This window comes from Streptomyces sp. SID14478 (assembly GCF_010548525.1).
In the GTDB taxonomy this organism is placed as follows: Bacteria; Actinomycetota; Actinomycetes; order Streptomycetales; family Streptomycetaceae; genus Streptomyces.
On record NZ_JAAGMG010000223.1, the window covers coordinates 1 to 11807 of the forward strand.

Annotated in this window: 11 protein-coding genes; all 11 read right to left on the minus strand. The window is 72.6% G+C overall.

What is annotated here, in order from left to right:
• Positions 1–87: 87 nt before the first annotated feature.
• The 11 genes from G3I40_RS08315 to G3I40_RS08365 all read right to left on the minus strand — a co-directional run bounded on the left by G3I40_RS08315 (position 88) and on the right by G3I40_RS08365 (position 11400).
• Positions 88–1482 carry an NADP-dependent succinic semialdehyde dehydrogenase gene (locus G3I40_RS08315; protein ID WP_164301520.1) on the minus strand — a complete coding sequence of 465 codons (1395 nt, stop codon included), beginning with the start codon at positions 1480–1482 and terminating at the stop codon, positions 88–90.
• A gap of 96 nt (positions 1483–1578) precedes the next feature.
• Positions 1579–2055, minus strand: a complete 477-nt coding sequence (locus G3I40_RS08320) for an NUDIX domain-containing protein (RefSeq protein WP_164301521.1) — start codon at positions 2053–2055, stop codon at positions 1579–1581.
• A gap of 4 nt (positions 2056–2059) precedes the next feature.
• The gene (locus tag G3I40_RS08325; protein WP_164301522.1) at positions 2060–2707 is read right to left on the minus strand and encodes a response regulator transcription factor; all 648 of its coding nucleotides are present in this window, start codon (positions 2705–2707) and stop codon (positions 2060–2062) included.
• A gap of 41 nt (positions 2708–2748) precedes the next feature.
• On the minus strand, positions 2749–4035 hold the full coding sequence (locus G3I40_RS08330; protein ID WP_164301523.1) for a sensor histidine kinase: 1287 nt from the start codon (positions 4033–4035) through the stop codon (positions 2749–2751).
• Positions 4028–4831 (minus strand): ABC transporter permease, encoded by an 804-nt coding sequence (locus G3I40_RS08335; RefSeq protein ID WP_164301524.1) that lies wholly within the window; start codon positions 4829–4831, stop codon positions 4028–4030. The genes G3I40_RS08330 and G3I40_RS08335 overlap by 8 nt, the downstream gene beginning before the upstream one ends.
• The gene (locus tag G3I40_RS08340; protein WP_164301525.1) at positions 4828–5553 is read right to left on the minus strand and encodes an ATP-binding cassette domain-containing protein; all 726 of its coding nucleotides are present in this window, start codon (positions 5551–5553) and stop codon (positions 4828–4830) included. The genes G3I40_RS08335 and G3I40_RS08340 overlap by 4 nt, the downstream gene beginning before the upstream one ends.
• Positions 5554–5672: 119 nt before the next feature.
• Entirely contained in the window at positions 5673–6200 is a 528-nt protein-coding gene (locus G3I40_RS08345) for a GAF domain-containing protein (RefSeq protein WP_164301526.1), read from the minus strand.
• Positions 6201–6330: 130 nt separating this feature from the next.
• Positions 6331–7863, minus strand: a complete 1533-nt coding sequence (locus G3I40_RS08350; RefSeq protein ID WP_164301527.1) for an MFS transporter — start codon at positions 7861–7863, stop codon at positions 6331–6333.
• Positions 7864–7987: 124 nt separating this feature from the next.
• The gene (locus tag G3I40_RS08355; protein ID WP_164301528.1) at positions 7988–9226 is read right to left on the minus strand and encodes a cation:proton antiporter; all 1239 of its coding nucleotides are present in this window, start codon (positions 9224–9226) and stop codon (positions 7988–7990) included.
• 4 nt (positions 9227–9230) lie between these two features.
• Complete coding sequence (locus G3I40_RS08360) at positions 9231–9716, minus strand: TrkA C-terminal domain-containing protein (protein WP_343244858.1); 486 nt, start codon at positions 9714–9716, stop codon at positions 9231–9233.
• A 127-nt stretch (positions 9717–9843) separates the two neighbouring features.
• The gene (locus G3I40_RS08365; RefSeq protein WP_164301529.1) at positions 9844–11400 is read right to left on the minus strand and encodes an ATP-dependent DNA ligase; all 1557 of its coding nucleotides are present in this window, start codon (positions 11398–11400) and stop codon (positions 9844–9846) included.
• Between the last annotated feature and the right edge of the window lie 407 nt (positions 11401–11807).

The following is an 11807-nucleotide window of genomic DNA, read 5'->3' on the forward strand; positions in this document are numbered from 1 at the left end:
CCGTCGGCCACAGCTCGGGCAACGACCTGCTGCACGGGCTGTGCGCCGCGGCCCGCGTGACGACGCGCGCCCTGCGGGGACGGCCGCTCAGCCCGCGATCCACAACGTCGTGATGTTGCAGAACTCCTTGATGCCGTGCCCCGCCAGTTCGCGTCCGTACCCGGAGCGCTTGGCGCCGCCGAAGGGGAGCGCCGGGTGCGAGGCGGTCATCCCGTTCACGAAGACACCACCCGCCCCGCTGTCGCGCGCGAACCGCTCGATCTCGTCCTCGTCCCCGGTCCACAGGTTCGAACTCAGCCCGAACGGCGTGTCGTTGGCGACCGAGAGCGCCTCGTCGAGGTCCGCGACCCGGTACAGCGTCGCGACCGGTCCGAACGTCTCCTCGCGGTGGATCCGCATCTCGGGCGTGATGTCGGTGAGCACCGTCGGCTCGTAGAAGAAGCCGCGGTCCGCGAAGTCCTTCGGCCGCTGCCCGCCGCACAGGACGCTCGCACCGGACTCGACGGCGTCGTCGACGAGCTCCTCCAGGTCCGCGCGGCCCTGCTCGCTGGAGAGCGGCCCGACGTCCGTGGTCTCCTCCAGCGGATCGCCCACGCGCAGCTCCCGCATGCCCTCCACGAACGCGTCCCGGAATCGGTCGAAGACGTCCTCGTGGACGATGAACCGCTTCGCCGCGATGCACGACTGGCCGTTGTTCTGCACGCGCGCCGTCACCGCCGTCTTCGCCGCCTTGGCGACGTCGGCCGACGGCATCACCACGTACGGATCGCTGCCGCCCAGCTCCAGGACGGTCTTCTTCACCTCGTCCCCGGCGATCGACGCGACGGAGCGCCCGGCGGGCTCGCTGCCGGTGAGCGTGGCCGCGGCCACCCGCTCGTCGCGCAGGATGCCCTCGATGGCGCCCGAGCCGACGAGCAGCGTCTGGAAGCAGCCCTCGGGGAAACCGGCCCGGCGGAACAGGTCCTCCAGGTACAGGGCGGTCTGCGGCACATTCGACGCGTGCTTGAGCAGGCCGACGTTGCCGGCCATCAGGGCGGGCGCCGCGAACCGGACGACCTGCCACAGCGGGAAGTTCCACGGCATCACGGCGAGGACCACGCCCAGCGGCCGGTAGCGCACGTACGCGCGGGCCGCCCCGGAGTCCTGCACGTCCGCGGCGGCGGGGCGCTCGTCGGCCAGCAGCTGCGGCGCGTTCTGCGCGTACCAGCGCATCGTCTTCGCACACTTCTGCGCCTCCGCGCGGGCCGCGGCGACCGGCTTGCCCATCTCCGTGGTCATCACGCGCGCGATGTCCGGGGCGTCCGCCTCCAGCAGATCCGCGGCCTGCTGGAGCAGCCGCGCCCGCTCGAAGAACGTCGTCGTGCGGTACGTGTCGAACGTCGCGGCCGCCAGGGCCAGCTTGCGCTCGATGTCCTCGGGGGAGAGGGCGTCGTACGTCTTCAGCGTCTCGCCGTTCGCGGGGTTGACCGTCGCGATGGGCATGGGGGCGACCTCCTGTGCGCGGATCCTTCGACCTTCCCGCGCGGCGCCGGGCTGCGCAACGCGGGGGTCTGTCCGCGTACCCCCGCGGCCCCGGTGTCAGACCTGCTCGGCCAGCCGGTCCAGGAACACCGACTGGGCCTTGACGACGACCGCCCGCGCCGCGTCCAGGCCGAACCACGCCACCCGGTCCAGCTCCGGGAACGCGGCCGTGCGGCCCGATCCGCGCGGCCACTCCATCGTGAACGTGCCCGGCACCATGTCCGCCGGATCGAGATCGGCCTCCACGGCCCACACCGTCACGTGCTTGCCGCCGGACTGCACCGTCTCGCCGAGCGGGAGCGGCGTCCCGTCCGGCGCGGGCAGTCCGAGCTCCTCGTGGAACTCGCGGCGCGCCGCGTCCCAGGGCGTCTCGTCGTCCCCGTACTCGCCCTTCGGCACCCCCCACGCGCCCGCGTCCTTGTGCGCCCAGAACGGCCCGCCCATGTGACCGAGCAGTACCTCGGGCCCGGTCGGCGTGCGGCGGAAGAGGAGCAGGCCCGCGCTGCGTTTCGTTCGTTTCGCCCCGTCAGTCATGGGATCAGTCTCGGTGCAGATACCGGATGACCGCGAGCACACGGCGGTTGTGGTCCTCCGACGAGGGGAGTCCGAGCTTCCCGAAGATCGCCGCCACGTGCTTCTCGACGGTGCCCGCGGACACGTGCAGCCCCTGGGCGATCGCCGCGTTCGAGCGGCCCTCGGCCATCAGCGTCAGGACGTCCCGCTCGCGGCCGGTGAGCGAGGTCAGCTCCTCGGTGCGGCGGCCGCCCGCGGCGAGCTGCGTCACCACCTCCGGGTCCAGGGCGGTGCCGCCGGCGGCGACCCGGGCGAGCGCGTCCGCGAACTCGCCCACGTTCGCGACCCGCTCCTTGAGCAGGTACCCGACGCCCGCCGATCCCTCGGCGAGCAGCCGGGTGGCGTACTTCGTCTCGACGTACTGCGAGAAGAGCAGCACGCCGGTCCCGGGATGGGCACGCCGGATGTCGATCGCGGCGCGCAGTCCGTCGTCGGTGTGCGTCGGGGGCATCCGGATGTCGACGACGGTGACGTCCGGCCGATGAGTGTCCACGGCTTCGCGCAGGGCGTCGGCGTCTGCCACGGCGGCGCAGATCTCGTGGCCGCGCATGGTCAGCATCTGTGTGAGGAGCTCCCGCAGGATGGCGGCGTCCTCGGCGATCACTACGCGCATGGCTTCAGCCTTTCATGTCGTCCGAGGCCTGACGGGGCTGATCATGCGTGCAGCGGCAGGCGCACGGTGACCGACGTGGGCCCTCCTTGCGGACTGGCCACCTCCAGCACCCCGTCCACCGTCCGCACCCTCTGCACGAGCCCGGCCAGCCCCCCGCCCTCGACCACCCGGGCCCCACCGCTCCCGTCGTCCGACACCCGTACCCGCAACGCCCCGCCGCCCGAGGCCAGTTCCACGCGGCAGCGCTCGGCCCCGCTGTGTTTGATGACATTGGCCAGCAGCTCCGCCGCGCAGTAGTACGCGAGGGACTCGATCGCGGGGGTCGGGCGCTCGGGCAGGTCCGCGCTCACGTCGACCGGGAGCGCGGAGCGGCTCGCGAGCGTCGTCAGGGCGTCGGCGAGACCGCCGTCGAGGGCCGGCGGGTGCAGACCGCGCGAGAGGTCGCGCAGCTCGGTCAGGGCCTCGGCCGCACTGTCCCGGGCCGTCTCCACCAGGCGGTGCAGCTCCGGCCGGTCCCGGTCGTCGAGCTGCTCGCGCACCATGTCCAGGCTCATCGCGAGCGCCACGAGCCGCACCTGCGCCCCGTCGTGCAGATCGCGCTCCAGGCGGCGCAGCCGCTCGGTGGCCTCGTCGACGGCAAGGGCGCGGGTCTCCTCCAAGTCCCTTACCCGGGCGTCCAGTTGACCGGGCCCGAGCAAGGTGTGCACGAGGCGACGGTCCGCGGCGACGACCGCACGGGTCAGCCACGGAGCGAGTGCCAGAATGACGCAGCCCACGACGCTCGCGCCGAGCGCCGCCCCGACCGAGTGCAGTCGGGGCGAGCCGCCCCACGGGAGGGGCGTCACCAGAGTCAGGTCGTCGGGCGTGAACGCCCACCGCACCGGCGCGACCACGTTCACCGCGCCGACCGCCCACCACGACACCGCGTACAGGCCCACCATCGCCAGCGGCAGCTTCACGGCGAGGTACGCGACCGCGCGCCACGACGCCCCGTCCCGCAACCGTGTCTCCATGTGCGCGAGGAAGCCGCCGTCCGCGCGCGGCCCGTGCGGCGCGGTGACCCGCTCGCCCAACAGCCCTCTCGTGAGGCCGCGTTGGAGCGATCCGATGGCCCGCGCCAGGCCCAGTCCGCCCACCAGGAACAGCACGCCGAGCACGGCCCCGACGAGCGTGAGCGTGAACGCCGCGCCCAGGGCCAGCGCGACCACCACGAGCACGAACCCGGCGACCGCGGGGACGAAGGACAGGAGGCAGTACGCCGCCTCGGCCCACGCCCGCCGCGTCAGGGGGGTCCGCAGGGCCGCGCGGAGCGGGTGCGCCTCACGCATCGCGGCGCACCAGCAGCCGTCCGCCCACCGCGAGCAGAGCCGCCGTGTACAGGCACAGCACCGCGCATCCGGCCCACGGCGTGAGCATGCTGTCGACGGGCACGGTCACCGCGAGCGAATTGCCCGCGATCATCGTCGGGAAGAACTTGGCGACACCCGTCCCCGTGGTCCCGGCCAGCAGGGCCGGGAGCACGTACGTGATGCCCACGAAGACGCCGATCGCGCTCGCCGTGTGCCGCGTGATCGCACCGATCCCGATCCCCATCAGGGCGACCATCGCGAGATAGGCGCCCGCCATGAGGACCGCGCGCAGCACGGCGGGGTCACCGAGCGAGGGGTGCGGCACGTCGGGGGAGAGCGCCGCGACGCCCGCGACGAACGTCACCAGCGCGACCACCTCCCCGACGAGCAGCGCCGCCCCGCCGAACACCGCCGCCTTCGCCGTGAGCGCGAGCCGCCGGTCCGGCACCGCCGCGAGCGTCGCACGGATGGTGCCCGAGGAGTACTCGCCGGTGACCAGCAGCACGCCCAGCACGCCGACGACGAGCTGGCCGAGAGCCACGCCGGCGAGCACGTTGTTCGTCGGATCGAAGGACGCCACCTTCGAAGCTCCGTGCGGGGCCTTGGTGTTGGCCATCGTGACGACGCCCATGGCGATCATCGCGACGACCGTGAGGAGCAGTGCGTACGTCGTGGAGCGCAGACTGCGCAGCTTGATCCACTCCATCCGCGCGGCCTGCCGGAAGCCGTAGTGGCCGGCGGCGGACGCGTACGCCGTGGTCGGCGCGGTGTTCATCGGGTTCCTCCTGCTCGGTACGTGGCCGCGCCGCTGGTCAGCGTGAAGAACGCCTCCTCCAACGACCTGCCCGGGGCCGTGAGTTCGGCGACCGACGTGTCCGCCAGGAGCCTGCCCTGCCCGATCACGAGGAGGTGGTCGGCGGTCAGCGCCATTTCGCTGATGAGATGGCTCGACAGCAGGACCGTACGGCCTTCGGCGGCAAGAGAACGCATCAACTCGCGGATCCAGCGCACCCCTTCGGGGTCCAGACCGTTCACGGGCTCGTCGAAGAGCAGCACGGCCGGGTCGCCGAGCAGGGCCGCGGCGATGCCCAGGCGCTGTGCCATGCCCAGCGAGAACGAGCCCGCGCGGCGGCCCGCGACCGATGTCAGACCGACCGTGTCCAGGACGGCGTCGACGCGTGCCGGACCGATGCCGCCGCCCGCGGCCAGCGCCGCGAGATGGCTGCGCGCGCTGCGGCCCGGGTGGAACGTTCGCGCCTCCAGCAGCGCGCCCACCTCCCGCAGCGGCCAGCGCAGTTCGCCGTACGGGCGGCCCGCGACGGTGGCGTGCCCGGCGTCCGGACGGTCCAGCCCCATGATCATGCGCATGGTGGTGGACTTGCCCGAGCCGTTGGGCCCGAGGAAGCCCGTCACGCTCCCGGGCCGCACCCCGAAGCTCAAGTCCTCGACGGCGAGCGTGCCGCCGTACCGTTTGGTGAGACCCCTGGCCTCGATCATCACGACTCCCTGGTCCTGTCACGCCCTGGTGTGTGATCCACACTAGGAAGCGGGCGCAGGCCCCGGAACGAGGCTGTCCTCCGATCCTCCTGGGGGAAATCCCCCAGGCCGGGGCCGGTTCACCGGCGGGGGCGCGGCAGGATGCCGAGGGCCGTGGCGTCCGCGAGGTGCTGGCCCAGACGCAGTTGCAATGGCCCCGGTGGAGCCGCCCGCTCGGACAGCAGGCTGAGTGAGCCGACCGTGTGGTCCGCGCCCCGCAGCGGCACCGCCACCACGCACGCGAAGCCCAGCGAGCGCGCCATCGCCGTGTACGACGGCCAGTTGGCCCGCGCGTACGGATGCGCCAGTGGCACCCCGCGGATGGCCTGCGCCGACGCCCTGCAGTCCGCGCCCGGGCCTTCGCCCCAGGACAGCGCGGCCTCCTCCAGACGCCGCCCCCGGTGGTCCGAGGCGGCCATCTCCATGCGCCCCGTCGGCGGTTGGAGCACGGCCGAGGCCGAGGGCACCCCGAGCAGCGTCACGCAACTGCCGACCAGCGCGGCCAGGGCCTGCGCGCCGCCCCGCACGGCGGCGTCCGCCACTTCGACGAACGCCGTCGCGAGCCGCTCGCTGTCCACCTGGTACGCCTCGTGCGGCACCCCGCGCATGGTTGGTCCCCCTCGCTCCTGACCTCCGGCCCGTCCGCCCCGCACAGGCGCCGTCGCCCGTCCGGCGCGCTGCCGGACGGGCGGACTTTGCAGAAGGGGTATGCCCCATGGCTGGGCGGCCCGAACCGTCTCACATGTGTACGGCGCCCTCGGACCCCGACACCGCCTTCGGTGTGCCGGGCCGGTACATCACCAGCGTCACCACGAAACCGACCGCGAAGAACAGGGCCGACCACCAGAACGCGGTCGTGTAGCTCTTCATCGAGGCCAGCACCTGCAGCTGCGGCGAGGGCTGCTTGCCGACGAGGTAGTTCGTCGCGGCGCTCGTCGCGAGCGTGTTCAGCAGCGCCGTGCCGATCGAACCGCCCACCTGCTGGCTGGTGTTGACCATCGCGGAGGCGACCCCCGCGTCGTGGGTGGCGATGCCCGAGGTGGCCAGGTTCATCGCCGTGGCGAAGATGAGCCCGAGGCCGATGCCGGCGATGAGCAGCGGCGGCAGCACGTGCGGTGCGTAGCTGCTGGTCGGGTCGAGCGCGGTCAGCCACGCCATGCCGCCGGCGGACAGGGCCATGCCCAGCGGCACGATCGGTTTCGGTCCGAGCTTGGGCACCAGGTAGTTCGTGGCGATGACGGACGAGACCACCATGCAGGCCACCATCGGCAGGAACGCCACACCGGTGATGACCGGCGAGTACGCGAGGATCTGCTGCAGGTAGTACGTCAGGAACAGGAACACGCCGAACATGCCCGCGCCGGAGATGAACATCGCGAGGTACGAGGCCCCGCGGTCCCGGTCGAGGATGACGCGCAGCGGCAGCAGCGGATGCGCGGCCCGCGTCTCCCACCAGGCGAACGCCACGAGCAGCACGGCGCCCGCCACGAGGAAGCCCCAGGTCTGCACGTCGCTCCACGAGTGCGTCTCGGCGTTCGAGAACCCGTAGACGATGCAGAACAGACCGACCGAGACGAGGAGGGTGCCGGGCACGTCCAGCTTCGGCCGGTCCGCGGGCCGGCCGCCGTGCAGCAGCCGCATGCCGCCGAGGATCGCGACCACCGCGAAGGCCAGGTTCACGTACAGGCACCAGCGCCAGTCCAGGTACTCGGTGAGCACACCGCCGAGGAGCAGACCGACCGCGCCGCCCGCGCCCGCGATGGCGCCGTAGATGCCGAAGGCCTTGGCGCGTTCCTTCGGGTCCGTGAACGTCGTCGTCAGCAGCGACAGCGCGGCCGGCGCGAGCAGCGCACCGAACAGGCCCTGCAGGGCCCGCGCCACCACCAGCATCCCGAAGCTGTTCGCCGCGCCGCCCAGCGCCGAGGCGCCCGCGAAGCCGATCAGACCGGCGATGAAGACGGCCTTGCGGCCCACCAGGTCGGCGACGCGCCCGCCCAGCAGCAGCAGGCTGCCGAAGGCGAGGGCGTAGGCCGTGACGATCCACTGGCGGTTGCCGTCACTGAAGCCCAGGTCCTGCTGGGCGGAGGGCAGCGCGATGTTCACGATCGTGGCGTCGAGGACGACCATCAGCTGGGCGAGCCCGATGACGCCGAGGATCAGCCACCGGTGCTCGTGACTTCCGCCGCCCGCGTACGGTGCCTGGCTGCCGCTGGGTGGCGCGGTGCCTGTGCCGGGCTCGGCAGCTGTCGAAGAGTCGGGCGAGCGATCCATTGGTGGCCTCCAGAAACGCAGGTGCACCCCCCGATCTGCCTCGCCACCACGCTAAGCGCCCGGCTCACGGACGGCGACCGGGGAGAGAACGGCACCGTTCACCCCCGGTCGCACCCGCCGGACGTCAGCCGATCTGCTCGTCCACGGGCGCCGCGTCCTGTGCCGCCCGCGGTCCGGGCACCGAGGCCTCCGCGCCCGCACTCTGCCGCCGCCGGGCGAACAGGCGCTGGGCGAGCGGCTCGGTGTACCGGGCGGTCAGCGGCCCCACGATCACCAGGATCAGCACGTACGCGGTCGCCAGCGGCCCGAGCCGCGGTTCGATGCCGGACGTCACCGCCAGTCCCGCGATCACGATGGAGAACTCCCCGCGCGCGACGAGCGCGCCGCCGGCCCGCCAGCGCCCCTTCACGGAGACCCCGGCCCGGCGCGCCGCCCACCATCCGGTGAAGATCTTCGTGCACGCGGTCACCACGGCGAGCAGCAGCGCGGGCAGCAGCACCGGCGGGATGCTCGCCGGATCGGTGTGCAGCCCGAAGAAGACGAAGAACACGGCGGCGAACAGGTCCCGCAGCGGCGACAGCAGGGTGTGCGTGCCCTCGGCGACCTCGCCGGACAGCGCGATGCCGACGAGGAACGCGCCGACGGCGGCGGACACCTGGAGCTGCTGGGCGATCCCGGCGACCAGGATCGTCAGGCCCAGCACGACCAGCAGCAGCTTCTCCGGGTCGTCGTTCGAGACGAACCGGGAGATGTGCCGGCCGTAGCGCACCGCCACGAACAGCACGAGGCCCGCGGCGCCCAGCGCGATGGCCAGCGTGAGACCGCCGGCGGCCCAGCCGACGCCCGCCAGCAGCGCGGTGATGATGGGCAGGTACACCGCCATCGCCAGGTCCTCGAGCACGAGGATGCTCAGGATCACCGGCGTCTCGCGATTGCCGAGCCGCCCGAGGTCGCCGAGCACCTTGGCGATCACGCCCGACGACGAGATCCAGGTGACGCCGGCGAGCACGACCGCCGCCACCGGCCCCCAGCCCATCAGCAGCGCGGCGGCGGCGCCGGGCAGCGCGTTGCACGTCATGTCGACGAGCCCTGCCGGGTACTGCGTCTTGAGGTTGCTGACGAGATCGCTCGCCGTGTACTCGAGGCCGAGCATCAACAGCAGCAGGATCACGCCTATTTCGGCGCCGATCGCGACGAACTCCTCGCTCGCGCCGAGTGGCAGCAGACCGCCCTCGCCGAACGCGAGTCCGGCCAGGAGGTAGAGGGGGATCGGCGAGAACCGCATCCTTCCGGCGAGCCGGCCCAGCAGGCCGAGCGCCAGGATGATCGCCCCGAACTCGATGAGGAAGACAGCGGAGTGCATCCGATCACTCCCGCCCCAGGATCGCGGCGGCCGCCTCGACGCCCTCGCGGGTCCCGATCACGATGACGGTGTCCCCGCCCGCGAGCCGGAAGTCCGGCGTCGGCGACGGGATGGCCTCCGCCCGGCGCAGGACGGCGACGATCGACGCCCCGGTGTCGGTGCGCATGCGCGTCTCGCCGAGCAGTTTGCCGTTCCAGTAGGAGGCCCCCGGGACCTCGATGCGCTCGGCGACCAGACCCAGATCGGTGGTGTGCAGCAGGTTCGGGCTGTGGTGCGAGGGCGCCAACGCGTCGATGAGGTACGCCGCTTCGCCCGATGTCAGTTTGAGCGACAGGGCGCAGGCGTCCGGGTCGTCGGTGCGGTACGCGTTGAGCGTGCGGCCCCCGTCCCGGTGCGCGACGACCGACAGCTGGCGTTGGTCGCGGGTGGTGAGGTCGTAACGGAAGCCGATCCCCGGCAATGGTGTCCTGCTCAGGCGTGAAGCGGGCACGTCTCTCCCCTTGTCCGTGCATGCTGTCCGTACATGTCCGGGATGCGGTCCCGGCCGCCATTAGGTGGCGCATGCATCTTTCGTGCACCTGTCACCCTATACGGACCATGTTTTGGCAAAGAAACCGTCAGCTGTCGCGCGCCGGGTGCGCGGCGAGCACGGTCTCCACCGTGTCGGCCTGCTCCACCGTCTTGTCGTCGCGGTAACGGACCACGCGCGCGAAGCGCAGCGTCACGCCCGCCGGATAGCGCGTCGACCGCTGCAGCCCGTCGTACGCGATCTCCACGACCAGCTCGGGCCGCACCACCACGACGTGCCCGTCGTCACTGACCGCCAACTCCCGCAGCCGCTCCGTCTGCCAGGCCAGAAGCGCGTCGGTGAGCCCCTTGAACGTCTTGCCGAGCATCGCGTACGAGCCGTCGGCGCGACGCGCTCCCAGGTGCAGGTTGGACAGCTTGCCGGTGCGCCGGCCGTGCCCCCACTCGGCGGCGAGCACGACCAGGTCGAGCGTGTGCACCGGCTTCACCTTGAGCCAGGAAGCGCCCCGGCGCCCGGCGCTGTAGGGGGCGTCGAGCCCCTTGAGGACGACGCCCTCGTGCCCCCGCTCCAGTGTCCCGGCGAAGAAGGTCTGCGCCGCGGCCCGCTGCTCCTCGTCCGCGGCGTCGGTGACGACCGCCCGGCGCACCCGCATCGGCTCCGGCACGAGCCGCGCCAACTGCTCGTGCCGCTCGGCGAACGGCAGGTCCAGCAGATCCCGCCCGTCGACGTACAGCAGATCGAAGAAGACGGGGGAGACGGGCAGCGTCCGCGCGGCCTGCGCCACGTCGACCCGTGAGCCGACCCGCCCCGCGACCTGCTGGAACGCCCGTGGCCGACCGGAGTCGTCCAGCGCGATGACTTCGCCGTCCAGAATGAACCGCTCGCTCTTCAACTCCCGTGCCGCCGCGGTCACTTCGGGCAGGCGGTCGGTGATGTCGTCGAGGGTGCGGGTGTAGATGCGGACCTCGTCGCCGTCCCGGTGCACCTGGACGCGGACACCGTCGAGCTTCTCCTCCACCACGCACGCGCCCTGCCCCGCGAGCTTGTCCAGTGCCTCGCCGACCGAGCCCGCCGTGTGCGCGAGCATCGGCAGCACGGGGCGCCCGACGGTGAGCCGGAACTCCGCCAGCGCGGCGGGACCCCGGGCGAGCAGGGCCTGCGCGACCGGCTGCAACCCGCCCGCCAGCATCACCGCCCGCCGCACGTCCGCCGGAGGAACGTCGGTCGCCCGGGCCAGGCCTTCGAGCGCGACCGCCTCCAGGGCGCCTTGGCGCACCTCACCGGTTAGCAGCCCGAACAGGAAACGCTGCTCGTCCTGCGTCGCCGCTCCGAGCAACTCGCCCACCAGACGCAGCCGTTCGGCCTGTGATCCGGCGCCGGCGACGTCGCCGAGGGCGGTCAGCTGCGCATCGACGTCCTGCACCGACAGTCGCGGCGCGTCCGCCGGCTGCACCGGCTCGCTCAGCACGCGCCCCCCGATGCCCAGGCGTCCCTGGGGAAGGCGCCCGGCGAGGTAGGGGATCACGATCGGTACGTCGTCGGGCTCCGCGTCCCGGAACAGCTCGGCGAGCAGCTCGATCTTCCGGGACCGCGCCGAGGTGGCGCCGACCTCCTGGGACACCTGAGCGAGCCGGGCGAACAACATGCAGCCATGGTGCAACGTCCGGACGGGCGGCGCACCAGTACGGGTCCGCGCGCCCGGGTCAGCCGAGGTGACAGATGTAGAGGGGGCCCAGCCAGGGCTCACAGGTGGGGGCGGTGGGCTGGGACGGTTCGGTGGGCTGAGACGGACCGGTCGGGTGGGCGGGTTCGGAGGGTTCAGCAGGTGCGGTGGGCTGTGCGGGTTGAGCGGGTTCGGAGGGTTCAGGTGGTGCGGTGGGTTGAGCGGGCTGAGCGGGTTCAGTGGGCTGTGCGGGCACGGTGGGTTCCGGGGGCGCCGGCTGGCTGGTTCCGGCGGGGGGCGCGGGGGCGGTCGGGCTCGGCGGTGCGGTAGGGGCCTGTTTCGGAGGCGCGGGGGTGGCGGGCGCCGCAGGAGGTTCGGGTGTGGCCGGT

Bases quoted from the DNA above. Each gene is read 5' to 3' on its own strand.
- G3I40_RS08325 (WP_164301522.1), bottom strand. From the start codon at position 2,707: ATGCGCGTAGTGATCGCCGAGGACGCCGCCATCCTGCGGGAGCTCCTC.
- G3I40_RS08340 (WP_164301525.1), bottom strand. From the start codon at position 5,553: ATGATCGAGGCCAGGGGTCTCACCAAACGGTACGGCGGCACGCTCGCC.
- G3I40_RS08330 (WP_164301523.1), bottom strand. From the start codon at position 4,035: ATGCGTGAGGCGCACCCGCTCCGCGCGGCCCTGCGGACCCCCCTGACG.
- G3I40_RS08335 (WP_164301524.1), bottom strand. From the start codon at position 4,831: ATGAACACCGCGCCGACCACGGCGTACGCGTCCGCCGCCGGCCACTAC.
- G3I40_RS08345 (WP_164301526.1), bottom strand. From the start codon at position 6,200: ATGCGCGGGGTGCCGCACGAGGCGTACCAGGTGGACAGCGAGCGGCTC.
- G3I40_RS08320 (WP_164301521.1), bottom strand. From the start codon at position 2,055: ATGACTGACGGGGCGAAACGAACGAAACGCAGCGCGGGCCTGCTCCTC.
- G3I40_RS08350 (WP_164301527.1), bottom strand. From the start codon at position 7,863: ATGGATCGCTCGCCCGACTCTTCGACAGCTGCCGAGCCCGGCACAGGC.
- G3I40_RS08365 (WP_164301529.1), bottom strand. From the start codon at position 11,400: ATGTTGTTCGCCCGGCTCGCTCAGGTGTCCCAGGAGGTCGGCGCCACC.
- G3I40_RS08315 (WP_164301520.1), bottom strand. From the start codon at position 1,482: ATGCCCATCGCGACGGTCAACCCCGCGAACGGCGAGACGCTGAAGACG.
- G3I40_RS08355 (WP_164301528.1), bottom strand. From the start codon at position 9,226: ATGCACTCCGCTGTCTTCCTCATCGAGTTCGGGGCGATCATCCTGGCG.